A 24,843-nucleotide genomic window follows, 5' to 3' on the forward strand; every position below is an offset into this window, starting at 1 on the left:
AAGGGCGGAACCCTGCGATCCCACCCTTCCGTTCAGACCTGAAAGGCCGTCAGTTGCGATAGGCCGGCGGCATCGGCGTCTGTTGACGATAACGGTCGCGCAGCAGCAGGGGCCGGCTGGTCAAGGGTTGCTCGACCCCGTCGATGAAGACGGCCGAGGGCTGGCTGAGCGGCTCCAGCGGGTCGCCGGACCAGACCACGACGTCGGCGGCGGCGCCCGGCGCGATCTGGCCGAACTGTCCGCCCATGCCGAAGATCTTCGCCGGATTGACCGTCAGGGCGGCGATGGCGGCGCCGTAGGGCAGGCCGTGGGAGACGGCGTTGCCGGCGTTGTAGCGAGCCTCGCGGGCGCGGTGGGTCGAACCCTCATTGCCCTTGATGGCGATGACCACGCCCGCCGCGTTCAGGGCCGCCGCATTCTCCATCCGCGCCGCCCGCATCTCGAAGTCGCTGGGCAGGTTGGAGATGGGGTTCAGCAGCACCGGCACGCCGGCCGCAGCGATCTCGCCGGCGACCAGCCAGCCTTCCTCGGCGCCGTCCAGGATCAGCTTGATCCCTTCCTCGCGCGCCAGACGCAGCACCTGCTGGATGTCCGACGCCCGGTGGACGGTGACGATCAGGGGCATGGAGCCGTCAGCGACCGGGATCAGGGCCTCCAGGTCCGCGCGCGACAGGCTGAGGTCGCGCAGGCCCGCCCGCTCATAGGCCGACTTGTTGCGGGCGTAGAGGCGGACCTCGGCCATCGTCTCCTTGAACAGGACGAACTGGGCGCCGCGCGCGCCGCCGGCGATGTCGGCCCCGGCCTCGCCGAAGGGGGCGACCATGGCCACGCGCGGCTTGACCAGGATGTTGGCGTCCTGCCCCAGGTCGATGATCGCCGCCTGGCCGGCGAACAGGCCCGGCGTCTGATAGCCGCCGTCGCCGGCGCCGGCCGTCTCGTCCTCATGGACATGGCCGCCGGACGAGCCGGGGTGCTGGGGCACGACCACGGCGCGGGTGATGCCGCCCAGGCGGGCCACCGGCAGGGTGAAGGACCAGGGGTCCAGGCCATAGGAGATGTCGAACGCGGCGCTGAGGGTGTTGGACGCGTTGCGCAGCTCATTGGTGCCGCCGACCGAGCCCACCTCGGTCCCGGCCAGGCCGGAATCGACGGCGACGAAGCCAGGGGCGACCGTCTTGCCGGTCGCGTCGATGACGCGGGCGCCGGCAGGGGCGGCGCCCGTTCCGACCGAGACGATCTTGCCGTCGCGGATCACCACCGTGCCGCGCTCGATGACGGAGGTTCCGGTCAGAACCCGGCCGCCCGTGATCGCCACAGTCTCCTGGGCGACCGCAGGCGCGGCGACAGACAGGGCGGCCACAGCGGCCGCAAGGATGTGAGGCAGACGCATCAGCGGGCTCCTTCGGCGACGTTGGCGGCGGTCAGGCCATAGCCCGGCTGGCCCAGCTCGAAATCGCTGGTCGGCTGATAGGCGGGGTCAGTCCGGTCGAAGGCCAGGGCGCCGTCGATGAAGACCTGATCCGCGCGGGCGTAGATCGAGAAGGGATCGGCGCTCCAGATCACCACGTCGGCCCGCTTGCCGGCCTCCAGCGAACCGGTCTGGTCGGCGACGCCGATGGCCTTAGCGGCGTTGGAGGTGATCCAGCTGATGGCGTGTTCTTCCGAAATGTTCAGGCCGGCGCGGCGACCGGCCGACAGGGCGGCGGCGGCTTCCTGATTCAACCGTTGAGTCAGTTCGGCGTCGTCGGAATGGATGACGGCGCAGGAGCCTTCGGGCGCGTCCACCAGGGCGGCGTTCTCCTCGATGGCGTCGAGCGCCTCCATCTTGAAGCCCCACCAGCCGGTCCACATGGCGGCGCAGATGCCGTTCTGGGCCAGTTGGGGGGCCAGCTTGTAGGCCTCGGTGGCGTGGTGGAAGGTGGTGATGCGGTAGCCGAACTCCTTGGCCATATCCATCATCAGCGCCATTTCGTCGGCGCGGTAGCAGTGGTTCTGGATCAGGATCGAGCCGTCCAGCACCCCGGCCAGGGTCTCGTTCTGCAGGTTACGGGTCGGGGGCGAACCCTCGTGATCCGCCTGCCACTTGTCCCACTTGGCCTTGTATTCGCGCGCGGCGATGAAGGCGGCGCGATAGCCGGCCATATTGCCCATGCCGGTCGCCGGGCTCTGGTTGCGGCCGCCATAGACCCGCGACGGGTTCTCGCCGCAAGCCATCTTGAGCGTATAGGGGGCTTGCGGAAACTTCATGCCCTGCATGGTGATGGAGGGCGTATTGCGGATGGTGACGCCCCGGCCGCCGAACAGATTGGCCGAGCCGGGCAGGATGTGGAGCGTGGTCACCCCGCCGGCGCGGGCGGTGTTGAAGCCCGGATCCTGGGGCCAAAGCGAATGTTCGGCCCAGACCTGGGCGGTGTTCGGGCTGGTCGCCTCATTGCCGTCGCTCATGCCCTGGACCCCGGGGGACGGATAGACGCCCAGGTGGCTGTGGACGTCGATGATCCCCGGCGTGACATAGCGGCCGCGCGCCTCGATCAGCCGATAGCCCGCAGGGACGGGGGTCGAGGCGTCGCCGACGGCGGCGATCTTGCCGTCGGTGACCACGACCACGCCGTTTTCGATCTTGCGGTCCGTCCCGGTCAGGACCGTAGCCCCGACCACGGCGAAATTCTCGCGCGGCAACGGTTGATAGGTCGAAGGATAGGGGTCCGACCTCGTCGCCGGGTCCAGCCCGGCCGCCAGGCTCCTGTCCTTGGCCGGGGCGGTCCCGCCCTGGTCCGGCTCCGTCGTGGCGCAGGCCGACAGGCCCAAGGCGCACGCCAAGGCCGCGAGGCCGACGCCCCGCAGATGATGTCTGATCATCAGATCCCTCTCCCGACGACACGCCAGCCCCGGCGTGTCTTGCAGCTGTCATAGAAGGGGCTCGCCGCCCGGCCGTCAAAAGATTTCGACGTTCTTTCTCGATCGCGCCATGCTCGCACGGCCGGGGGAGTTGTGTTGGGCCGGTAAGGCGACCATCTGGGGTTCTAAGGCTCTTCGATACACGGACTTCCCCATGACCTTCGCCGACCCGACCCTGGACCCGCGCCCATCCGGCGACCTGATCAAGGAAGGCACGGACGCCTCCTTCATGAAGGACGTGATCGAGGCGTCGAAGACCCAGCCGGTGATCGTCGACTTCTGGGCCACTTGGTGCGGCCCCTGCCGGACCCTGGGCCCGGCGCTGGAGAAGGCCGTGCGCGCCGCCAAGGGGGCGGTCAAGATGGTCAAGATCGACGTCGACGCCAACCCGGCCTATGCGGGCCAGCTGCGCGTGCAGTCGATCCCGACCGTCTACGCCTTCGTCAACGGCCAGCCGGTGGACGGCTTCCAGGGCGCCATTCCCGAAAGCCAGATCAAGGCCTTCATCGACAAGCTGACCGGCGGCCAGGGCGGCTCCGCCGAGACGGCCCAGCTGCTGGAGCTGGGCGAAGAATCGCTGGGCCTGAACGACTTCGGCGGGGCAGCCCAGGCCTTCGCCCACGTCCTGTCGATCGAGCCGGAGAACGAAAAGGCCATCGCCGGCCTGGCGCGCGTCTATATGGCGGGCGGCGACGTCGAACAGGCGGCCCAGACCATCGCCATGGCGCCGGCCGAGTCCAAGGAACCGGCGGTTCAGAGCGTGCGGGCCCAGCTGGCCCTGGCGGCCAAGGCGCCCGCCGGCGCATCGGCCGAGCTGGAAGCCAAGGTCGCGGCCGATCCGAACGATCATCAGGCGCGCTTCGACCTGGCCGAAGCCCAGAGCGCGGCCGGCGACTTCAAGGGCGCGATCGACAATCTTCTGTCCATCGTCCAGGCCGATCGCGAATGGAACGATCAGGCCGCACGCAAACAGCTTCTGGTCATCTTCGAGGCGGCCGGCCTGGGGTCGGACGTCTCCAAGGACGGGCGGCGCCGCCTGTCCTCCATCCTCTTCTCCTAGGGCGGACCCTTCCATGCCCCAGGGCTATGTGCGCGCTTTGGACCTGCCCCAGGTCATTCCGGTGTTTCCGCTGGGCGGCGCCATCCTGCTGCCCCGCGGCCAGCTGCCGCTGAACATCTTCGAGCCGCGCTATCTGAACATGGTGGACGACGCCATGGCGGGCGACCGGATCATCGGCCTGATCCAGCCCAAGGGCGGGACGCCGGCCCTGCCCGGCCTGTCTTCGGTCGGCTGCGCGGGACGGATCACCGGCTTCGCCGAGACGTCGGACGGACGCTATCTGATCACCCTGACGGGCGTGTCGCGGTTCCGCGTCGCGGCCGAACTGCCGACCAAGACGCCGTATCGGCAAGTGCGGGCGGCGTTCGACGCCTATGAGGACGATCTGGCGCCCCCGCCCGAGGAGCCGGATTTCGACCGCCACGCCTTTCTGGACGCCTTGCGGGACTACATGGCTCACCGCGCCCTGGAGATTGACTGGGACACGGCCGAGACCGCGCCTATGGAGGCCCTGGTCAACAGCCTGGCCATGGCCCTGCCGTTCGAACCCGCCGAAAAACAGGCCCTGCTGGAGTCGATGAGCCTGATGTCGCGCGCCGAGGCCCTGACCGCCCTGTTGCGGATCGACGCCGCCGACGGGGGCGACGACGCCGCATCGTCGATCCAATAAGGCCCGCCCATATGGCGCAAAGCACGCCGTGACCCTAAACAGCCTTTCCGACCTGGTTTTCGCAGACGACAGGAGCCCTCATGAGCGACGCCTTCCAGACGCCGGTTTCCGTCGACCCTCGCCTGCTCGAGGTGCTGGTCTGTCCGGTGACGCGGGGCCGCCTGACCTATGACCGCGAGGCCGGCGAGCTGATCTCGCCGGGCGCCAAACTGGCCTATCCGATCCGGGAAGGCGTGCCGATCATGCTGGCCGAAGAAGCCAGGCCGCTGGACTGAACCGCAGCAGACGAAGACGAACCCACGGCTCGGGCGCCTCGCGCCGATCGGGCCCAAGCAGCGCAAGGCGCGATAGGCCCCAGACAACATGACCCTCAAAGTCGCCATCCAGATGGACCCGATCGAGGCCGTCAATATTGAGTCCGACACCACCTTTCTGATGGCCGAAACGGCCCAGGCGCGGGGGCACCGGCTGTGGGTCTATGATTTCCGCACCCTGGCCCTTGAGGAGGGTCGGCTCTACTGCCGCGCCCGTCCGGTCGCCGTTCGTCGCAAGGCCGGCGATCATGTCGATTTCGGCGACCCCGTTCGGCTGGATCTGGGACAGGACGTCGACGTGGTTCTGATGCGTCAGGACCCGCCGTTCGACATGGCCTATGTGACGGCCACCTATCTCCTGGAAACGATCCACCCTTCGACCCTGGTGGTCAACGATCCGGCCGAGGTGCGTTCGGCGCCGGAGAAGCTGCTCGTGACACGCTTCCCCGACCTGACCCCGCCGACCCTGATCAGTTCCGACCCCGTCCAGCTGGGCGACTTCCACCGGCGCCACGGCGAGGTGGTGCTGAAGCCCCTGCATGGGGCCGCAGGCTCGGGCGTGGTCCGGCTGAAGGCGGATGATCCCAATCTGGATGCTCTGATCGAAATCCACGCCATGGGATCGCGCGATCCTCTGGTGATCCAGAAATTCATTCCCGCCGTGTCCAAGGGCGACAAGCGGATTCTGCTGGTGGACGGCGAGCCGGTGGGCGCCATCAACCGAATTCCCGCCAAGGACCAGGTCCGGTCCAACCTGCGGGTCGGAGGCACGGCCGCGCCGGTCGAGCTGACGCCGCGCGATCTCGAAATCTGCGCCGCCATCGGTCCGACCCTGAAGGAACGCGGCCTGATCTTCGTCGGCATAGACGTGATCGGCGACTGGCTGACCGAGATCAACGTCACCTCCCCCACAGGCGCCCAACAGTTGAAGACCTTCACCGGCGTCGACGCCACGGCGCGGATGTGGGAGGTCATAGAAGCGAAACGCGCCGCACAGGTTGCGTAATCGCTACTTGAATTAGAGCCAAGTTCATGGTTCGTTCCTCGCTCCAAAAAGGGGGGCGGAGCCATGGTCGCGCGAGTCGTTACGGTCGCCTTTGACGGGGTCGAGGCGCGGCGCGTGGACGTCGAGGTCCAGCTGGTCGGCCAGGATCAGCAGACGGTGTTCAACATCGTCGGCCTGCCGGACAAGGCGGTGGCTGAAAGCCGCGAGCGGGTGCGCGGCGCCTTCGCCGGGATCGGTCTGGCCCTGCCCTCGCGGCGGATCATCGCCAATCTGGCCCCCGCCGACCTGCCCAAGGAGGGCAGCCATTTCGACCTGCCCATCGCCCTGGCCTTGATGGCGGCCATGGGGGTGATCGGGCCGGACGCCCTGGACGGCTGGGCCGCCATCGGCGAACTGGGGCTGGACGGGCAGATCGCCCGGGTCGGGGGCGCCCTGCCCGCCGCCGTGGCCGCCGACGCCCTGGGCCTGGGTCTGATCTGCCCGGAAGCCACGGGGCCGGAAGCCGCCTGGGCCGGCGGGGCGCGTATTCTGGCGCCGCGGTCCCTGATCGCCCTGATCAGTCATTTCAAGGGAAGCCAGGTGCTGCGCGCGCCGGAACCGGGCCCCCTGGCCGGCGGTAAGGCCGTGCCAGACCTGCGCGAGGTCAAGGGTCAGGAAGGCGCCAAGCGGGCGCTGGAGATCGCGGCCGCCGGGGGCCACAATCTGCTGTTCATCGGCCCGCCCGGATCGGGCAAGTCGATGATGGCCCAGCGCCTGCCCGGCCTGTTGCCGCCCTTGACCTCGCAGGAGCTGCTGGAGACCTCCATGGTCTGGTCGGTCGCCGGCCTGATCGAGCGGGGCGCCCTGACGAGGGACCGCCCCTTCCGCAGCCCGCACCATTCGGCCTCAATGGCGGCCCTGACGGGCGGGGGTCTGCGCGCCAAGCCGGGCGAGGCGTCGCTGGCCCACAACGGCGTCCTCTTCCTTGATGAACTGCCCGAATACAGCGCCCAGGCCCTGGACTCGCTGCGGGCGCCCCTGGAGACGGGCGAGATCGTCGTGGCCCGCGCCAACGCCCATCTCCGCTATCCGGCCCGGTTCCAGCTGGTGGCGGCGATGAACCCCTGTCGCTGCGGCATGGGCGGGGCCGGGCGCGGCGCCTGCGGCAAGGCGCCCCGATGCCAGCGGGACTATCAGAACCGGGTGTCCGGCCCGATGTTCGACCGGATCGACCTGACGGTCGAGACGCCGCCCGTCACCGCCGCCGACATGATCCTGCCGCCCCCGTCCGAGGGCACGGCCGAGGCCAGGGCGCGCGTCGCCGCTGCGCGCGCCCTGCAGGAAGACCGGGCGCGGGCCGCCGGCCTGGATCCCGCCCAGGGGCTGAACGCCCGGGTCTCCGGCGAGGCGCTGGACCGGTTCGCCACGCCGGACGAGGCGGGGCGGATGCTGCTGATGCGGGCGGGCGAGGCCGGGGGGCTGACGGCGCGGGGCTGGACCCGCACCCTCAGGCTGGCCCGCACCATCGCCGACCTGGACGGCTGCGACGGGGTCTTGCGCCGCCATGTCGCCGAGGCCCTGATCTATCGCCGCAACACGGTCGGCGCCGAGGCCGATTTCAACCGCCGCGTCGCCGCCCGCTCCAGCCTGGCCGAGGCCGCCGGTCGGGCGGCCTTCATCCACGATTGATCCAGGGCCTCTTGAAGCGTCCTTAACTCCGCTCGGCTTAGAGGTCGTCCCCTCGCAGAGACGGAACAGACCATGGCGCGGCGGGCGGCGACGAAACGGACCGAAGGCTCGGCGGCGACGGCCGATCCGGCCCAGCAGTTCCTGCGCCTGATGAGTCACGAGATGCGCACCCCCCTGAACGGGGTGCTGGGCATGATCCATCTGTTGCAGCGGACCCGGTTGGACGGCGCCCAGCGCGCCTATGCCGAGAACGCCCGCCAGTCGGCCGAACATCTTTTGGGACTGGTCAACGACCTTCTGGACTATGCGCGGCTTGAGGCCGGGGCGCTGGAGTTCGACCTGGCGCCGGTCGATGTGGAGCCCCTGGTCCGCAGCGTCGCCGAACTGCTGAGCCCGCGCGCCCATGACAAGGGGCTGGAGATCGTCTGGTCCGTCGGCGCCGACGTGCCCGACATCAGGGCCGACGAGGGCCGGCTGAAGCAGGTTCTGTTCAACCTGGCCGGCAATGCGGTCAAGTTCACCGAGACCGGCGGCGTCTACATCGCGGTCGAACGGCGAAACGGCGCCGGCGGGGCGGCGCACCTGGCCTTCATCGTCGATGACACGGGCCCCGGCGTGCCGCACGAAGCCCACACGCGCATCTTCGAAGAGTTCGGCCACGCCGACGTGTCCGACGCTGTGCGACATGACGGGGCGGGCCTGGGGCTGGCGGTTGTCCGAAAACTGGCGCGGGCCATGGGCGGGTCTGTCCAGGTCGCAGACCGCCCGGGCGGCGGCGCCCGCTTCTGTTTCGAGGCCGCCTTCGATGTCGTCCCCGGCACGCGAGACCAGCCTTTGGCGGGCCTGACCGTCGCCGTCCGCTCGCCCGACATCTTCGTCCAGACCGCCGCCATCGCCCAGATCGAGGCGTCCGGTGGGCGGTTCGCCGCATCGGCGCCGGTCGTTCTGGTTGATCACGTCGGCGCCTTGTCCGGCGACTTGGCGCTTCCGCCGTCGGAGGGCCGGGGCGTGATCCTGCTGAAACCGTCCGAGCGCGATCTGATCGCAGGCTACCGCGCCCGGGGCTTCCACGGCTATCTGATCAAGCCTCTGCGCCGCGCCTCTCTCGCCGAACGGGTGCTGGCCGTCGCGGCCCAGGACGATCCCATGCGCGAGGCCGGCGCCGCCTCTCCGGCGGCTGAGGACGACCGGGTCGTCCCTGCCCGTTTCGCCGGGACGCGCGTCCTGCTGGCCGAGGACAATCCGGTCGGCGCCCTGCTGGCCCGCACCCTGTTGCAGCGCGAGGGCTGCATCGTCGAAAGCGCCGCCAGCGGTCAGGAGGCCGTCGCCGCCCTGGCCCGCGCCCGTTATGATCTGGTCTTCATGGACATGCGGATGCCGGGCATGGACGGCCCCGCCGCCGCCCGCGCCATCCGCGCCACAGGCGACGCCACCCCCATACTGGCCCTGACCGCCAACGCCTTCGCCGAAGACCGCCGCCTGTGCCTGGAGGCGGGGATGGACGACCATCTGGTCAAGCCGCTGGACGCCGAGGCCCTGCGCGCCGCCCTGACCCGCTGGACGAAGCGCGACATCCGCGCCAAGGTCGGCTGAGTTAACGGCGTCCGTCTCCGGCCGCCGCCGGAGCCGTGCATGACCGACCAGACCACCCCCGCCGCAGAAGTCGCCGCCTTGCGTCCGCAGCCAAAGGGATTCGGCGTCATCAGGGCCGCATTCCGCGAACGTCGAACCCTGGCCATGCTTCTGCTCGGCTTCTCGGCCGGCCTGCCTTTCGCCATGCTGTTCGGCACTCTGAACGCCTGGCTTTCCGAGGTGGATGTCTCCGTCGCGACCATAGGCATACTGTCTTGGGTGGGTCTTTTCGGCGCCTTCAAGTTTCTGTGGTCGCCAGCGGTCGGTCTGCATCTGCCGTTGCTGTCCCGCCTGGGGCGACGGCGGTCCTGGCTGGTCATATGCCAGTCCGTTCTCGCCCTGGTCTTCATCGTCATCGCCGCATCCCATCCGACGGGGGGCGCCATCGGCCTTCTGGCCTCGGCCGCCGCTATCGGCGCCTTTGCCTCCGCCACTCAGGACATCGTCATCGACACCTGGCGGATCGAGGCGGCGGATGACCATCTGCCGGTCGATCTGTTGTCTTCCGTGTATCAGCTCGGATTTCGCACCGCCGCTCTAGTCGGCGGCGCCGGCGCCCTCGTCTTGGCCGACACGGCGGGCTGGCCCGCCACCTTTTTCGCGGCGGCTGTGCTAATGGGGCTGGGCCTGCTTGGAACCTTCATCGCGCCTGAACCGCTCGTCGCGGCGGAAAAGGCCGTAGAGCGCGAGCGTATCGGCTCGCCTGCTCTGCGCAGGACCGCCCTTTTTGTGACCCTCGCAGCCTGGGCCTGGGCCGGCTTCATGCTGATTCGTTTCATGATTATGGCGCTGACGACTGTGCCGGCGCCGAGCGCGGGGCAATTCATCCAGTCCTGGGGGCCCTGGATTGTGGCCGCGGCGGTTTTGCTGCCAGCCGCCCTTGCCGGCGTCCTGGTCTGGCGCGGTCGCTCAACCGCCCCGGAGAGCCAGCCGGCGAACACCGTCACGGAGCGGTTTTATGACGCGATCCTGGCGCCCCTGGTGGAGCTGATGGGCCGCTTGGGTTGGGGCGCTTTAATCGTCCTGGGGTTGGTGCTCAGCTATCGTATTACGGACGGCGTCTGGGGTCCGTTCGCCTATCCCTTTTATCTTGGAACGGAAGGCGGGGGGCTGGGCCGCACGATGACCGAGGTGGCCTTGGCGTCCAAGACCTTCGGCGTCGTCATGACCATCCTGGGCATCGGCCTGGGAGGTTGGGCGCTTGTGGTCGTCGGCCGCATGCCCTGCCTCCTGATCGGCGCGGTCCTCAGCGCCGCCACCAATCTGCTGATGATGGATCTGGCTATGGGCGCGCCCGTCATCGACCCGTTCATGAGGGCGACAGGCCTCTACGGCCTGTTCAGCGTCTTCGGCGTCGGCGAACCCTTGGCCCGTCTTATGGCGGCGATCGCGGGCGAGAACATCGCGGGCGGCTTCGCCGGCGCGGCCTTCGTCGCCTATCTGTCGGCTCTGTCGAATCGACTGTTCGGCGCCGTCCAGTTTGCGGTTTTCGCCTCTCTAGCCTTGTTGATCGGCACTCTGGGCCGGGCGCCTCTGGGCGAGCTGGTGGACCGCGAAGGCTTCGCCCCGATGTTCCAGTTCGCCGCCCTCATCGGCCTGGTCGCGGTAGTGTTCTGTCTTATTGAATGGGTGCGTCTGACCCTGGAACGCCGAAAGGTTGAACGCCTCCAAGCTAAGAGCTCGAAGGCGCTCTAGCCGCTCAGTGTTTCGCCCGTTCCGCGCCCGCGCTGACGGCCGAACCGGCGGCCGAGACGTCGCGGCCGACGCCGGCGACGGTGTTGCAGGCCGAGACGGCCAGGGCGGCGGCGACGAGCGACAGGGTGATGATCTTGCGCATGGCGAACCTCGTTTATGGTCAAGCTCCGCACGAACGCCCAAGCTTGGCCTTGGTTGCGCTTCTCTGTCGCAAACAATGGATTTTCGCCGTCGTTCGAGGCTAAAGGGCCGCCATGTCCTTCACCGCCCCCCCTTTTCTGGCCACCGTCCTGACCATGTTCCCCGAAGCCTTTCCGGGCCCGCTCGGGGTGTCGCTGATCGGCACGGCTTGGCGCGAGAAGGGGCTGTGGAGCCTGGATACAGTTGACATCCGCGCCTTTTCCACAGATACGCGCGGCTTCCTGGACGACACCCCTGCGGGGGGCGGTCCAGGAGCCGTGCTTAAGGCGGACGTGGTGGCCAGGGCGGTGGATAGCCTGCCTGGGCCGAAACGGCCGCTTTTGTACATGAGCGCCCGGGGTCGGCCCCTGACCCAGGCGCGCGTCAAGGAATGGGCGACAGCGGACGGAATCGTCGTGCTGTGCGGCCGTTTCGAGGGGGTGGATCAACGGGTGCTGGACGCCCGGGGGTTCGAGGAGGTCTCGGTCGGAGACGCGGTCCTCGCCGGCGGCGAGGCGGCGGCCATGGTCGTGATCGAGGCGTGCGTAAGACTGATCCCCGGAGTGCTCGGTTCAGGCGACAGCCTGTCGTCCGAGAGTTTCGAGGACGGGCTTCTGGAGCATCCGCAGTACACGCGACCGCGGACGTTCGAGGGGCTGGATATTCCCGAGGTGCTGCTGTCGGGCGACCATAAGAAGGTCGCCGAATGGCGTCAGGCGCAGCGGGAGCAGACCACGCGGGAGCGACGGCCGGACCTCTGGCAGGCGCATCTCGCTCACCCCCGCAAGGCTTGACCTTGCGGACCAGCGGGCCCCGCCCGCCAAATGACAGGTAAAGAGCGCCAAGCTCGAGGAGAAATGACATGAACATCGTTCAACAGCTGGAAGCTGAAGAAAAAGCCCGCGTCCTGGGCGACCGCAAGATCCCGGACTTCCAGCCGGGCGACACCCTGCGCGTCAATGTGAAGATCAAGGAAGGCGAGCGCGAGCGCGTCCAGGCCTTCGAAGGCGTCTGCATCGCCCGCGACGGCGGCGGCGTGAACGAGACCTTCACCGTCCGCAAGATCTCGTTCGGCGAAGGCGTCGAACGTAAATTCCCCATTCTGTCGCCGAACGTCGAGTCGATCGAGGTGAAGCGCCGCGGCGTCGTGCGTCGCGCCAAGCTCTATTATCTGCGTGACCGTCGCGGCAAGTCGGCCCGGATCGCCGAGCGTCAGACGGTTCGTCCCGCCAAGGGCGTGGTGGTCCCGGAAACCGGCGCCGCCGACAAGGGCGACGAAGCCTGATCCCAGGCGCGTTCGCAAAACGATAAGGGCCCCGGCGGCGACGCCCGGGGCCTTTTTTGTTCGTCCGGCGCGCCTCCTACTGCGGAAACAGCGGGTTGGACGCATCCCTCTGGCCTTCCAGACTGTGTTTCAGCCCCTCCATCTGATCATGGCCCGTCTTGATGGAGGCGTAGGCGCGACGAATGGTTTCACGGGTGGTGGCCGAGATGGCCGTGTCATCCAGAGCCTTGTCGAACTTTGCGGCGATGAACCCCTCGCCGCTGTTGATCGACCCCACCACGCTGTCGTCATTCCTCAGCAGGGCGTGTTTGACGTCCAGAAAGGCGCGGTGGGCCTTGGCCAGGATGGAGCCGTGAGCCTCGGGGTCGCCGCCCAGACCGGACACGGCGGCCGACAGGTCCTCGACCACCTGGCGGCGCTCCTCGCTGCGGCGCTCGAACAGGCTGCGGAAATGGGGGTCGGTCGTCTCTTCGGCCGCCTGGGCGTAGCCGTCGGCGCTGTCCAGGGTGGTCTCGATCAGGCCGTTCAAGACCTTGATGTCATGGGCGTTGGGATTGCTCATTGCGTCGGCTCCTCCGCTTAGGCGGTCAAGCGGACAATGGCCGGACGCGGCGAAGGTTGCCGGATGCGGCGCCGCGCCCGATCAACAGGCCGTCAGAGGGCGGTCCGCAGCGACCACAGCTCAGGAAAGCACCGCTTGGTCAGGGTCGTGGCCAGATAGGCCGCCCCTTCCGTTCCGCCCGTCCCACGGCGCCGGCCGATGATGCGCTCGACCGTGACGACATGTTTGTGCCGCCAGGTCAGGAGGGCGTCGTCCAGGTCGACCAGCTTCTCAGCCAGCTGATACAGGGCCCACCAGCGCTCCGTGTCCCGATAGACCTCGAGCCAAGCCGCCTCGACAGCCTCGGACGGTTCATAGGGTTGGGTGACGTCGCGGTTCAGCACGGCCTCGGGCACCGACAGGCCGGCCTTGGCCAGCTGGGCCAGGGCGTCGTCATACAGACTGGGCGCCGCGATCGCCGCCTCCAGCGCCGCATGGGCCTGGGGTCGGTCCACATGGAACTTCAGGAAGGCGGCGTCCTTCAGTCCCAGCATGGCCTCGAAGCGACGGAACTGGTCGCTCTGGAAACCTGAGGACGCGCCCAGCACGCCCCGGAACCGCAGATAGTCGGCCGGCGTCATGGTCGCCAGAATGTCCCAGCTCTGGGTCATCACCGCCTGGATGCGGCTGACCCGCGCCAGGCTCTTATAGGCGGGGACCAGGTCGCCGGCCCGCACCAGGGTCTGGGCCAGGGCCACTTCGTGCAGCATCTGCTTCAGCCACAGCTCCTTGGTCTGGTGGATGACGACGAAGAGCATTTCGTCGTGCTGGTCCGACAGCGGGTGCTGGGTCGAGAGCAGATCGTCCAACGCCAGATAGCCGGCGTAGGTCATGTCGCGGGATTGGGTCATGCGCCGCTATCGCCCGCGGCCGGGAAAGGCGCAAGTCCGCCTATTGCTGACCCTGGCCCGAGACGTTGGCGGCCATCTGTCGGCCGGCGTCGAAGGCGTCGCGCGCGCCCTTATAGATGAAGCCGTAGGTCGGATAGACGGTCGTGCCCAGGCCGTTGATCGGATTGTACCAGACCTTGACCTGAGACCAGTCGTTGGCGGGCGAGACGTCCACGACGGTGACGTTCTCCTCCACCTTGCCGCGGCTGCCGCCCCAGTTGGCGTGGGTCACGCGCACGACCCGGTCGGTCAGAATGTCGGAAACGACGGCGACATGGCCGCGGCTCATACGGCCTTCGGGGCGGAAGACCAGGACCGAACCGGTCTCGGGGGCCTTGCCCGTGCGGAACTTCTCGGCGGCTTGACGCCACCAGGTCCAGGCGTCGCCGAAGATGTTGATGCCCGAGAACATGCGGGCGAAGGTCACGCACTGCCAGTAGGGCTCGTCAGCCTTTGCATGGGAGGGAACTGCGCCCAATGCAAAAAAACCGAGGGTCGCCGCAACCGCGGCGGCTTTGAGCCGTTTTGTCATGCTGAGGCCGTATCCCGACTGCCGATGGTGTTTTTAGAACACAGGCTCTCAGGATTCGACAACCGTTTTCGACATACCGCCGTCAGGCGACGGATGATGTGCCGTGGCGCTTGACACGGGTTTGCGTCGCTTGGTCAACCCCCTCAAAGCCTGTCGCGCCGGGCGTTCCACCAGGTGATAGGAGACAGCGGCGACGACCGGTAAAAGGGCCAGAATCGCCAGCCACACGAAAATTTGAAGTTGCTTGTCTGGAGCCTCTGTCAGCTTCGCCGCCAGACCGACGGCCAGCAGATTCCACGGCACGCAAACCATATAGACCGAATAGCTGATCTCCCCCAGATAGACGGCGGGACGGGAGGCCAGCCAGCCGGCCCTCGCATTGGGCAAGGCGGCCAGGGCGAGGATCAGAGCGCCGGCGCACAGGACAGTGATCCCATCCCACAGCCCCAGGGCCGCACTGCCCATCATCAGGACGAAGGCGATCGCCGCGCCTGCCCCCGCCGCCGGGGCGGACAGCTGCGCCCCGGCCTTGCGATAGACCAGATAGAGGGCGCACCCCAGGGCGAAACAGGGGACGATCCGAAGCGCGCCCCAGCGAATGGTGGCCTCCGTCAGGGGAAAGCCCGCCGTCTGTTCGAACACGAAATAGAGCACCGTCAAAAAGGCCGCCGTTCCCACCACGGCCGCGACCGGCTTGTCGCGCAGACGCCAGAAGACGAAGGCGAACAGGGGAAAGCACAGATAGGCGAACCATTCCGCCGAGATCGACCAGGACGGATGGTTCCACCCGGCCACCGGCGCCAGACCCCAGGCGTGGAGCATCAGCAGATTGGCGGGAAGCGACGACCAGGACAGGACGTTGGCGTCCACGCTCATTCCCGCGATCAGGGCCGCCGCCGCCAGCCCGCCGACCCCGATCAGGGTGGCGAGATGCAGCGGATAGACCCGGGCGATGCGCGCCCACAGGAAGCCGCGATAGGAAAACCGCTTCTCGCCCGCCGCCTGAAGATAGACGTGGCTCAGAATGAAGCCGGACAGGACGAAGAACAGTTCAACGCCCAGATAGCCTTTGGCGACCACGGTCGTCTGCGGCGCCCCGGCCAGATTGGGCCAGAAGGTGTAGACGGCGACCCACAGGGCCGCGGCGAACCGCAGGGCGGTCAAGGGGCGAAGATCGGCCGGCGTTTGAACGGGGGTCATGGTCTCACCTTGGCACGTCAGGCTTTGCGAACCATGAAGGCCGCAAGAACGGCGCCTGCCGCCTTTTGGCCCGGCCGGGGCACTAACCGACCCAGGCCCCGTGGAAGCCGGCGGGCAGGGCGAAGTCCGCAGCCCAGCTGACGACCGGCCCGTCCTCGATCCGGGCGGCGTCGAACACATGCAGTTCGGTGCGACCGGCGTCCAGATTGATGGAGGGGCCGATCAGCCAGGCGTCCCGCTCGGCCGTCGCGCCGGGCTTGGGCGCGAACAGCACCTCTTCAACGACCTGATGGCGGCCGAAGGTGAAGCCCTCGGATCGACCCGTCTCCCAGTCCTGCAAGGCCAGGCCGGTGGGCAGAGGCCGGCCGCGCGTTTCTCCGCCCGTATGGACGGTCAGGCGTCGCTTAAGCCCCCGACGACGCGGATCGCTCTGCGGAAACTCCCCGACGGCGTTGGAGCGCGTCATTTCGGCCCGCCCGTCAGGTCGAAGGGTGATCAAGGCCAGGGTCGCCGGATCCCCTGGAACCGTTCCCTGCCCCTCCACCAGCACCCTCGCCCCATCGACGGCGAAGCGCGGATCCTCGGCTGCGGCGACATCGAAGCGAATGGTCCCGTCCGCCTCGGCCCAGGCGTCGCCCAGGTGGAAGTGGAAGAAGCCGGGCAGTTCATAGATCCGCCGCCGGCTCAGATCGTCCTTGTCCAGCACCATGACCTGGGTTCCCGCCTCAGGCCGCCAAACCAGGCCGTTGATGATCGGCGTCGCCTGGGTCTCAAACAGCCAGGGCTGCATCACCAGGATCAGATGCCGGTCAGTCGCCGTGAAGTCGTGCATATAGCTGGCGCGCGGCAGACGCAGGACCTCCGCCTGATTCAGTCCCCCGTCGGGATTTAGCCGCCAGATCACCGCCCGATCGCCTGCCGCGCCGACGTTCCAGATCGAGCCGTCCGGTCCCCGACGCGGGTGGGCCTGGAAGGGCATGCCCTTCAGATCGCTCCGCAGGGTGACGAACGCCTGGGTGGACAGGTCGGCGGCGTCCATGGCCAGGGGCGACCCGCCCTCCCACAGGGCCCAGATCCGATCGCCCGCCGGCATGACCCCCGTATTGGCGGCGTTGGCGTCGTCATTGGAGCCGACGCGCGCGCGGGCGTCGCCGCGCGTGCCGAAGCCGGGAGTGACCACGGCGTCCAGCTCCGTCTCGGTGCGACGTTTGGGCGTATCGGCGAAACGGGCCTCCAGCGTGGCCTGACCGTCCTGAATCCGGAAGGCCCGCATCAGTCCGTCCCCGTCGAACCAGTGGGTCGCCGATCCGCCCGGGCGGCGGAAGCGCCCCGGCCCATTGCGATAAAGCACGCCCTCCAGACCCGCCGGCGCCCGGCCATGAATCAGGCGCAGGGCGTGACGGGGCGCGTCGGCGGCGACATCGCGCGTCGCCAGGGCCCAGTCGGCCTTCAGTTCGGCGACGGCGTTCAAGGCGGCGGCCGCGCGCGTCATTTCGGGCGTGGCCACGGCGGCGGACAGGGCGGCGGCGCCCATCAGAAAGGCGCGGCGGGAGTGGATCATGATCAGGCTCCTGAATTTGAGACGGAGGGCGGCGGCGGGATCTACTTCAGGGTGATCGTCTGTTCGACCGACCCGGCCGCCGGGAAGCGGGCGCGGTCCCAGGAGGCCGGGCCCATATTGCCGACCGCATTGTTGGAGAAGGCGAAGGGCTCGGTCGGCATGCCGAAGGGATTGGTGTTCATCCGCCCGTCGGCGTTCAGATCGTGGAAGGCGCGCACCGCATAGTCGCCGTCGGGCAGGTCGTCGAAGGTGATGCGGGTCTCGCCTGCTGCGGCGTCCAGCTGGGCCGCCTTGGCCGGTCGGCCCGCCTGATAGGCCTCGGCGCTGTCGAAGACGGCGACCATGATCCGGCCTTCTGCGGCCGCGTCCGGAAAGACGACGGTCAGGTCGGCGGCGAAGGCGGGCGCGGCGGCGAGAGCGGCGACGGCGGCGGAAAGGATGAGGGCGGAGAACTTCACGGCGGCGATCCTGTTGGGTGAGAACCGACGGCCGGCTCTCGATGACCGGACCGTGCCGCCCGTCCGCAGCCGCCGCCAGCGGACTTGCGGCGCTGGACAGTCCGTTTTCGCCAGTGACCGTGCGCCGCCGCCGGCGAAGCGTGAACGCCCATGTCGGATCCGCCGCGCAAAGAAAAAGGCCCGGAACCTGGGTTCCGGGCCTGTCTCTCTGTGCGCCTGCGAACGCCGGACCTAGTCCAGGGTGCGCTTGATCTCTTCGACCGTGAAGCACTCGATGTAGTCGCCTTCCTTGATGTCCTGGAAGCCCTGGAACTGCATGCCGCACTCCTGGCCCGAGGGCACCTCGTTGACCTCGTCCTTGAAGCGTTTGAGCGTGTTGAGCACGCCCAGCTCCAGCACCACCACGTCGTCGCGGATGATGCGGACGCGGGCGCCCTTGCGCACGACGCCTTCGGTGACGCGGCAGCCGGCGATCTTGCCGACCTTGGAGATGTCGAAGACCTGAAGCACGTGGGCGTTGCCCAGGAAGGTTTCGCGTTGCAGCGGCGCCAGCATGCCCGAGAGCACGCCTTTCATGTCGTCCAAGAGGTCGTAGATGATCGAATAGTAGCGGATCTCGACCCCCTCGCGGTCGGCCAGATCGCGCGCCTGTTTCGAGGCCCGGACGTTGAAGCCGAGGATCGGCGCCCCGGCCGACTTGGCCAGGTTGACGTCGCTCTCGGTGATGCCGCCTGCGCCGGAATAGACGATGCGGGCGCGGACCTCGTCGTTGCCCATCTTCTCCAGCGAGGCGGCGATGGCTTCGCCCGAACCCTGGACGTCGGCCTTGATGACCACCGGCAGCTCGTTGATCTTCTTGGAGCCGAGCTTGGCCATCATGTCGACCAGCGAGACCGAGCCGCCCGAAACCTGGGCCTTTTCGCGCTTCACCCGCTGACGATATTCGGTCAGCTCGCGGGCGCGGGCCTCGGAATCCACCACGGCGAAGACGTCGCCCGGCGACGGCGCCTCGTCCAGACCCAGGATCTCGACCGGGACGGAGGGGCCGGCGTCGGTCAGCTGTTCGTTGCGCTCGTTCAGCAGGGCGCGAACCTTGCCCCAGGCGCCGCCGGCCACGACGATGTCGCCGCGCTTCAGCGTGCCGCGCTTGACCAGGACGGTGCCGACGGGGCCGCGACCCTTGTCCAGCTTGGCCTCGATGACCACGCCCTCGGCCGATCGGTCGGGGTTGGCGCGCAGGTCCATGACCTCGGCCTGGACCAGGATGGCTTCCAAGAGGCCGTCCAGGTTCATCCGCTCCTTGGCGGAGACCTCGATGATCTGGGTGTCGCCGCCCAGGCTCTCGGCGATCACTTCGTACTGCAGCAGTTCGCTGACGACCTTCTGCGAGGTGGCGCCGGGCTTGTCCATCTTGTTGACGGCGACGATCAGCGGCGCCTCGGCCGCCTTGGCGTGCTGGATCGCCTCGATCGTCTGGGGCATGACGCCGTCGTCGGCGGCCACGACCAGAACCACGATATCGGTCACATTGGCGCCGCGCGCCCGCATGGCCGAAAAGGCGGCGTGGCCGGGCGTGTCCAGGAAGGTGACCTTCTGGCCGTCTTCCAGACGCACCTGATAGGCGCCGATATGCTGAGTGATGCCGCCGGCTTCGCCGCCCGCCACATCGGTGGTGCGCAGCGCGTCCAGCAGCGAGGTCTTGCCGTGGTCGACGTGGCCCATGATGGCCACGACCGGGGCGCGGACTTCGGAGGCATCGGCGTCGTCCGCCTCGCCCAGGAAGCCGGTTTCCACGTCGGATTCGGACACACGCTTGACGGCCATGCCGAATTCCTCGGCCACCAGTTCGGCGGTGTCGGAATCGATCACGTCGTTGATCTTCATCATCATGCCCTGCTTCATCAGGAACTTGATGATGTCGACGCCCCGCACGGCCATCCGGTTGGACAGCTCCTGCACGGTGATGACGTCGGGAATGACCACTTCGCGCGGACGGTTCGGCGTATCGGTCGAGCCGCCCTTGCGCTTTTCCTTCTCGCGTTCGCGGGCGCGGCGGACCGAGGCCAGGGAGCGCATCCGCTCGGCGGCGTCGCCGTCGCCGACCACGGACTGGATGGTCATCCGGCCTTCGCGGCGCTTGGGCTCGCCGCGGGTGCGGCTGACCGCCTTGCCGGCGTCGGAGAAACGCTTGTCGCGGTCGTCGTCGCGCGCGACGGGGCGGCCGAAGCCGGCGCCGGGCGCGCGGCTGGGACGGGCCACTTCAGGGGTGGCGGGCGGGGCGTTCGGAGCCGCTCGGCCGCCGGGGCCGGTGCGCGGGCCGCCGGGGCGGGCGGCGCCGGGGGCCGGGCGGGGGTTCAGGGCCGAATAGCGGACCGGCTCGGCCGGCTTGGCGCCCTGGGGACGCTGGCCGCCGGGGCCGGGGCGGCCGCCCTGGGGACGGTCGCCTTGCGGGCGCTCGGACGACTGAGGACGATCTGAATAGGACCGGTCGCCGCCGCCCATCGCCTGTTCGCGGGCCGAACGGCCGCCGAAGGCGGGGCGTTCCGGCGCCGCACGCTGCGGATTGCCAGGCTTGGGCGCGCGTTGGCCGAAGTTGACGGTCGGACGCGCCGGGGCGGCGGGACGGGCAGGCGCCGGCGTCGGAGCGACCGGCGCCGGGGCGGGCGCGGACGCAGCCGGCGTCGGAGCCGGGGTCGGCTTGGGCGCAGGCTTGACCGGCTGAGGCGCGGCGGCGGCCAATTTGGCGGCCTCGGCGCGGGCGGCCTCGGCTGCGGCCTTGGCGGCGGCGGCCTCTTCGCGCGCGGCCTGGGCGGCGCGTTCATTGGCGGCGGCGCGCTCACGCTCGGCGGCTTCGCGCGCGGCCTTTTCAGCGGCGGCGGCGCGTTCGCGTTCGGCGTTGGCCTGGGTCGCCAGGGCGATGGCGCGGCGACGGGCCTCCTGCTCCTCAGGCGACAGACCCCCGCCGGCGGGCTGGGCCGGGCGCTGGCCCTGCGGACGCGGCGCCTGTCCCGCCTGCTGCGGGCGAGCGACATCGAAGCCTTGCGGGCGTTGCGGCCCGCCGGCGCCGGGGCGTCGCTTGGTCTCGACCACCACCGTCTTGGATCGGCCATGGCTGAAGCTCTGCTTCACGGTGCCGGTCGAAACCGATCCCGCGGCGCGCGGCTTCAGGCTCAGCGGCGCCCGCGGTCCCGTTTGGGACGGCGTTCCGCCGGTGTTCGAACCCTGGCCTTGGTTGGTCTTGTCGTTTTCGTCGCTCATCCGGTCGCTTTACTTGGGGCGGAAAAGCCCGCCGTCGTCTCAATACCCATAAACGGCCGTGAGCCCGTCTCCGCCCCTGGAGACAGGCCCTCGGCCGCCAAAATCCTCAGCTCGCCCCACCGTGATTAAAATCAGTCGGGGGTGCGCCCGCCGGTCCGTCCTCGACACCGGAAATCTCCCAGTGAAGGGGGCGAAGCGGCCGAAATCCAGCCAGTCGTTCGACCTCTAGGGTCCACCGATCGGCGCGTCCGCCCGCAAGCAGGACGGCGTGTATCGCATTTTCCAGCCCAAGGGCCAAACTCAAATCGTCCGCCGTAAAGGCGCCGCAGACCTTGGCGGTCTGATGGCGGGCCAATGCGAGGATTTTGCCACGGCCGTCGGCGGCCCCGTCGGAGGCCTCGATCACCCAGTCGGCCTTGCCGGCCCGCAGGGCCGCAGCGGACTTTTCGAAGCCTGAGATAAGCACGCCTTCGCGCCGGGCAAGACCCAGCTGGTCCAAACAACGCCGGACCAGCAGCCGCTCGACCAGATCCGCCAGATCGGCCGGCGCGGTCAGCTTCGTCTTTGCGGCGCGCGTGAAGCCGTTCTTCTTGACCGCCGCCTCGACCGAGGCGCGGCTGGCTTCGACCCACAGGCCGCGACCGGGCAGTTTGCGCCCCAGGTCGGGAACCACCTGACCCTCGGGCCCGGCGACGAAACGGATCAGACGAGATTCGTCCATGACCTGGTGGCTGACCAGGTCCCGGCGTTCCCTATCGATCGTCGCGTCGCGCAAGCTCATGAAGGGCCAGGTCTCCCATCACGTGTTCGACGGTTCGGCGTCGTCGGACGCCTGGCCTTCGCCACCGGCCTCGCCGAACACCTGGTCGGGATCGTACTCGCCCTCGGCGTAGTCGCCCTCGTCCTCATACTCCGGCTCGGGCTGCGGCAGTTCCGAGGCGTCGATCCAGCCGGCGGCCACACGGGCCTGTAGGATCAGCAGTTCGGCCTCTTCCTGGGCCAGGTTGAAGCTTTCCAGAACGCCCGGGACCTTGACCCGTTCGCCGTTCTTCACCTCGTAGCCGCCGCGAATTTCGTCGGTCGCCAGATCGGCCAGGTCCTCGACGGTCTTGACCCCGCCTTCGCCCAAGGCGACCGCCATGGCGAGCGTCACGCCCGGCACGTCCAGAACCGCGTCCTCGACGCCCAGTTCGACGCGCTTGGCGTCCAGCTCGGCGGCCTTGCGGTCCAGATATTCGCGGGCGCGGGTCTGAAGCTCCTCGGCCGTCTCCTCGTCAAAGCCCTCGATTTCCGAGACCTCGTAGGGGTCGACATAGGCCAGGTCTTCCACCGTGGCGAAGCCTTCGGTGACCAGCAGCTGGGCGATGACCTCGTCCACGTCCAGGGCTTCCTGGAACAGGGCGGTGCGCTCGCCGAACTCGCGCTGGCGACGCTCGGAGTCCTGGCTCTCGGTGATGATGTCGATCTGCCAGCCGGTCAGCTGGCTGGCCAGACGCACGTTCTGGCCGCGGCGGCCGATGGCCAGCGACAGCTGTTCGTCGGGCACGACGACTTCCACCCGGCCGGCTTCCTCGTCCAGCACCACCTTGGACACCTCGGCCGGAGCCAGCGCGTTGACGATGAAGGTGGGCTCGTCCGGGTTCCACTGGATGATGTCGATCTTTTCGCCCTGCAGTTCGGCGACGACCGCCTGAACCCGCGAGCCGCGCATGCCGACGCAGGCGCCCACGGGATCGATGGAGCTGTCGTTCGACAGCACCGCCATCTTGGCGCGCGAGCCGGCGTCGCGCGCGGCGGCGCGGATCTCGATCACGCCGTCATAGACTTCCGGCACTTCCTGGGCGAACAGCTTGGCCATGAAGCCCGGGTGGGCGCGCGACAGCATGACCTGCGGGCCCTTGGCCTCGGGCCGGACGTCGTAGATGTAGGTGCGGATCCGGTCGCCGATGTTGAACACCTCGCGCGGGATGGACTGGTCGCGGCGCATGACGCCCTCGCCCCGGCCCAGGTCGACGATGGTGTTGCCGTATTCCACGCGCTTGACCGTGCCGTTGACGATCTCGCCGACGCGATCCTTGAACTCTTCGTACTGGTTGGCGCGCTCGGCCTCGCGGACCTTTCCGGTCACGACCTGGCGGGCCATCTGGGTCTGGACCCGGCCGAACTCGAACGGCGGCAGCTGTTCGACATATTCCTTGCCGACCTCGGCCTCGGGGTCGCGCTTCAGGGCGTCGCGCAGCCGCACCATGGCGCTGTCGTTGAACTCCTCCAGCTCGTCTTCCGGCTGCCAGTCGTCCTCGACGATGGTGACGTGACGGGTCAGGGACAGTTCGCCGGTCTTGTGGTCGATCTTGGCGCGGATGTCGTGATGGGCGCCGTAGCGCGACTTGGCGCCCTTCTGGATCGCCTCCTCAATCGCCTCGATGACGATTTCGCGGTCGATGTTCTTCTCGCGGGCCACGGCCTCGGCGATCTGCAGCAGTTCGAGGCGGTTGGCGGAAATACCGGTGACGGCCATCAGGCTTTGTCCTCAGAAGGGGTCGTGGTGTCGGTGTCAGTGTCGTCGGCCTCGCCTTCCGGCAGGCCGTCGTCTTCAGGTTCGCCGCGGGCGGCGCGGATGGCGGCGCCCCGTTTCATCAGGGCGTCGGTCAGGACCAGCTTGGCGTCGGCCAGCCAGTCGAAGGGGATCAGGGCGGTGTCCTCCTCACCCTCCAGGTCGATCAGGACATTGCCGTCCTCGAACCCGGCCAGGACGCCCTTGAAGCGTTTGCGGCCCTCGATCATCCGGTCCGTCTCCAGCCGCGCCTCCTCGCCTTCGAACAGGTCGAAGTCGATGGGACGGGTCAGGGGCCGGTCGATGCCGGGAGAGGAGACCTCCAGCAGATATTCGCCGGAGATCGGGTCGGCGGCGTCGAAAACCTCCGACACGGCCCGGCTCAGCTTGGCGCATTGCTCCACCGAGATGTCGTGGTCGGACGGGCGCTCGGCCATGATCTGCAGGCGCTGGCGCCTGGAGCCGCTCATCAGCCGCACGCGCACGACCTCGAGCCCGAGCGACTCCGCGATCGGGTCGATCAGCTCCAGCAGTTGGCGGTCCTGGGCGGTCTTTGCGCGCAAGCGGCGAATATCCAAAACAAAAGCGGCGGTCCGTCCGGGCCGCCGCTTTGAACGACGCCGTTGGACGCCGGTCTAACGATGTGGAGCGCCATATAGGCCCTTCACATTCGCTTGTCAGCCCTCTTCGTTCAAACCAGCGCCAGCCGCCCCAGATAATCCATCTTGCCCAGCGGCACGCCCTCCTTGCGTAGGACGGCGTAGGCGGTCGTGACGTGGAAATGGAAGTTGGGCAGGACGAAACTGGTCAGATAGCCCAGGCCTTCGAAGTTCAGCTCCCGGCTCGGCGTCTTCAGGCGGATCGGCCGGGCCTCGGCGCCGGCGAAGGCGGCGGGGTCGACGCTGTCGATGAAGGCCAGGGTGCGGGCGATCCGGTCCTTCAATTCCGCGAAGGTTGTCTCCGTGTCCGCCATGGAGGGATTGTCGACGCCGGCCAGCCGCGCCACGGCGCCCTTGGCCGTGTCCGAGGCCAGCTGCACCTGGGCGACCAGGGGGCGCATGTCGTCGTGCAGCCGGGCCTGGATCAGGACGGTCTCGTCGAAACCCTCCGCCAGGGCCTTGTCCAGGAAACCGGACAGATTGGTCAGGCCGCGCGCCAGAACGGGCGTGGCGAAGTCGTAGATCGAGAGGGTCATTCAAGGGCTCCGGTGAAGACGGCCTAAGCTGGGCGGTTCATCGCCGCCGCGCCAGACCGTCCTCGACGAAGCCGCCTAGAATTCCTCCCAGCCGTCTTCGGCGGGAGCAGCCTGTTGGGCGGGCGCGGCGCCGCCGCGGCCCAGGGTCTTGAGGGCTTGGACCATGCGGTGGGCCGGCTTGGCCAG

At 68.5% G+C, this 24,843-nt stretch carries 23 protein-coding genes; 9 read left to right on the plus strand and 14 right to left on the minus strand.

The genetic code is table 11. The features are described 5' to 3' along the window. Nucleotides 1-49: 49 nt before the first annotated feature. Together AC1RKE_RS13725 and AC1RKE_RS13730 are read right to left on the minus strand one after the other, a co-directional pair. The gene (locus AC1RKE_RS13725; protein WP_395941963.1) at nucleotides 50-1,390 is read right to left on the minus strand and encodes an amidohydrolase family protein; all 1,341 of its coding nucleotides are present in this window, start codon (nucleotides 1,388-1,390) and stop codon (nucleotides 50-52) included. Then, the gene (locus tag AC1RKE_RS13730; protein WP_054764502.1) at nucleotides 1,390-2,859 is read right to left on the minus strand and encodes an amidohydrolase; all 1,470 of its coding nucleotides are present in this window, start codon (nucleotides 2,857-2,859) and stop codon (nucleotides 1,390-1,392) included. The genes AC1RKE_RS13725 and AC1RKE_RS13730 overlap by 1 nt, the downstream gene beginning before the upstream one ends. Nucleotides 2,860-3,052: 193 nt before the next feature. On the opposite strand from AC1RKE_RS13730, the gene trxA reads away from it, so the two are divergent. The 7 genes from trxA (at nucleotide 3,053) to AC1RKE_RS13765 (ending at nucleotide 10,943) form a co-directional block, all read left to right on the plus strand. Next, a complete protein-coding gene (gene trxA / locus AC1RKE_RS13735; protein WP_182714352.1) occupies nucleotides 3,053-3,958 on the plus strand; it encodes a thioredoxin in 906 nt (301 codons plus the stop codon). Between the two features lie 13 nt (nucleotides 3,959-3,971). Beyond that, on the plus strand, nucleotides 3,972-4,628 hold the full coding sequence (locus AC1RKE_RS13740) for an LON peptidase substrate-binding domain-containing protein (protein WP_054764500.1): 657 nt from the start codon (nucleotides 3,972-3,974) through the stop codon (nucleotides 4,626-4,628). An 80-nt stretch (nucleotides 4,629-4,708) separates the two neighbouring features. Further along, on the plus strand, nucleotides 4,709-4,903 hold the full coding sequence (locus AC1RKE_RS13745; RefSeq protein WP_054764499.1) for a Trm112 family protein: 195 nt from the start codon (nucleotides 4,709-4,711) through the stop codon (nucleotides 4,901-4,903). A gap of 88 nt (nucleotides 4,904-4,991) precedes the next feature. Continuing rightward, nucleotides 4,992-5,948 carry a glutathione synthase gene (gene gshB, locus AC1RKE_RS13750; protein ID WP_201463538.1) on the plus strand — a complete coding sequence of 319 codons (957 nt, stop codon included), beginning with the start codon at nucleotides 4,992-4,994 and terminating at the stop codon, nucleotides 5,946-5,948. Nucleotides 5,949-6,011: 63 nt separating this feature from the next. Further along, on the plus strand, nucleotides 6,012-7,616 hold the full coding sequence (locus tag AC1RKE_RS13755; RefSeq protein WP_348684387.1) for a YifB family Mg chelatase-like AAA ATPase: 1,605 nt from the start codon (nucleotides 6,012-6,014) through the stop codon (nucleotides 7,614-7,616). A gap of 72 nt (nucleotides 7,617-7,688) precedes the next feature. Beyond that, nucleotides 7,689-9,209 carry a response regulator gene (locus tag AC1RKE_RS13760; RefSeq protein WP_395941964.1) on the plus strand — a complete coding sequence of 507 codons (1,521 nt, stop codon included), beginning with the start codon at nucleotides 7,689-7,691 and terminating at the stop codon, nucleotides 9,207-9,209. Nucleotides 9,210-9,248: 39 nt separating this feature from the next. Beyond that, the gene (locus AC1RKE_RS13765; protein WP_183216264.1) at nucleotides 9,249-10,943 is read left to right on the plus strand and encodes an AmpG family muropeptide MFS transporter; all 1,695 of its coding nucleotides are present in this window, start codon (nucleotides 9,249-9,251) and stop codon (nucleotides 10,941-10,943) included. 4 nt (nucleotides 10,944-10,947) lie between these two features. On the opposite strand, the gene AC1RKE_RS13770 is transcribed toward AC1RKE_RS13765, so the two are convergent. Further along, entirely contained in the window at nucleotides 10,948-11,085 is a 138-nt protein-coding gene (locus tag AC1RKE_RS13770) for an entericidin A/B family lipoprotein (protein WP_348684117.1), read from the minus strand. Nucleotides 11,086-11,197: 112 nt separating this feature from the next. On the opposite strand from AC1RKE_RS13770, the gene trmD reads away from it, so the two are divergent. Beyond that, the gene (gene trmD, locus AC1RKE_RS13775; protein WP_333895784.1) at nucleotides 11,198-11,917 is read left to right on the plus strand and encodes a tRNA (guanosine(37)-N1)-methyltransferase TrmD; all 720 of its coding nucleotides are present in this window, start codon (nucleotides 11,198-11,200) and stop codon (nucleotides 11,915-11,917) included. A gap of 68 nt (nucleotides 11,918-11,985) precedes the next feature. Continuing rightward, the gene (gene rplS, locus AC1RKE_RS13780; RefSeq protein WP_054764492.1) at nucleotides 11,986-12,408 is read left to right on the plus strand and encodes a 50S ribosomal protein L19; all 423 of its coding nucleotides are present in this window, start codon (nucleotides 11,986-11,988) and stop codon (nucleotides 12,406-12,408) included. Between the two features lie 76 nt (nucleotides 12,409-12,484). On the opposite strand, the gene AC1RKE_RS13785 is transcribed toward rplS, so the two are convergent. From AC1RKE_RS13785 to AC1RKE_RS13835, 11 genes are all read right to left on the minus strand, one after another. Continuing rightward, nucleotides 12,485-12,970 (minus strand): PA2169 family four-helix-bundle protein, encoded by a 486-nt coding sequence (locus AC1RKE_RS13785; protein ID WP_182714359.1) that lies wholly within the window; start codon nucleotides 12,968-12,970, stop codon nucleotides 12,485-12,487. A gap of 92 nt (nucleotides 12,971-13,062) precedes the next feature. Further along, entirely contained in the window at nucleotides 13,063-13,860 is a 798-nt protein-coding gene (locus AC1RKE_RS13790) for a tryptophan 2,3-dioxygenase (protein ID WP_191554842.1), read from the minus strand. A gap of 40 nt (nucleotides 13,861-13,900) precedes the next feature. Beyond that, nucleotides 13,901-14,431, minus strand: coding sequence for a CHAP domain-containing protein (locus tag AC1RKE_RS13795; RefSeq protein ID WP_191554841.1), 531 nt, complete (start codon nucleotides 14,429-14,431; stop codon nucleotides 13,901-13,903). A gap of 48 nt (nucleotides 14,432-14,479) precedes the next feature. Next, nucleotides 14,480-15,631, minus strand: coding sequence for an acyltransferase family protein (locus tag AC1RKE_RS13800; protein WP_348684116.1), 1,152 nt, complete (start codon nucleotides 15,629-15,631; stop codon nucleotides 14,480-14,482). A gap of 82 nt (nucleotides 15,632-15,713) precedes the next feature. Further along, complete coding sequence (locus tag AC1RKE_RS13805; RefSeq protein ID WP_348684114.1) at nucleotides 15,714-17,192, minus strand: carotenoid oxygenase family protein; 1,479 nt, start codon at nucleotides 17,190-17,192, stop codon at nucleotides 15,714-15,716. 41 nt (nucleotides 17,193-17,233) lie between these two features. Then, nucleotides 17,234-17,650, minus strand: a complete 417-nt coding sequence (locus tag AC1RKE_RS13810) for a DUF2141 domain-containing protein (RefSeq protein ID WP_321208070.1) — start codon at nucleotides 17,648-17,650, stop codon at nucleotides 17,234-17,236. Between the two features lie 231 nt (nucleotides 17,651-17,881). Continuing rightward, complete coding sequence (gene infB / locus AC1RKE_RS13815; RefSeq protein WP_395941965.1) at nucleotides 17,882-20,908, minus strand: translation initiation factor IF-2; 3,027 nt, start codon at nucleotides 20,906-20,908, stop codon at nucleotides 17,882-17,884. Nucleotides 20,909-21,014: 106 nt separating this feature from the next. Continuing rightward, nucleotides 21,015-21,689 (minus strand): RNA-binding protein, encoded by a 675-nt coding sequence (locus AC1RKE_RS13820; protein ID WP_054764484.1) that lies wholly within the window; start codon nucleotides 21,687-21,689, stop codon nucleotides 21,015-21,017. Nucleotides 21,690-21,707: 18 nt separating this feature from the next. Beyond that, nucleotides 21,708-23,426 (minus strand): transcription termination factor NusA, encoded by a 1,719-nt coding sequence (gene nusA / locus AC1RKE_RS13825; RefSeq protein WP_182715180.1) that lies wholly within the window; start codon nucleotides 23,424-23,426, stop codon nucleotides 21,708-21,710. Beyond that, entirely contained in the window at nucleotides 23,426-24,025 is a 600-nt protein-coding gene (gene rimP, locus AC1RKE_RS13830) for a ribosome maturation factor RimP (protein WP_228184804.1), read from the minus strand. The genes nusA and rimP overlap by 1 nt, the downstream gene beginning before the upstream one ends. Before the next feature lie 128 nt (nucleotides 24,026-24,153). After that, a complete protein-coding gene (locus AC1RKE_RS13835) occupies nucleotides 24,154-24,657 on the minus strand; it encodes a DUF1993 domain-containing protein (RefSeq protein ID WP_348684928.1) in 504 nt (167 codons plus the stop codon). Nucleotides 24,658-24,843 lie beyond the last annotated feature (186 nt).

It is taken from the genome of Brevundimonas sp. GW822-FHT03E11, from assembly GCF_058801445.1.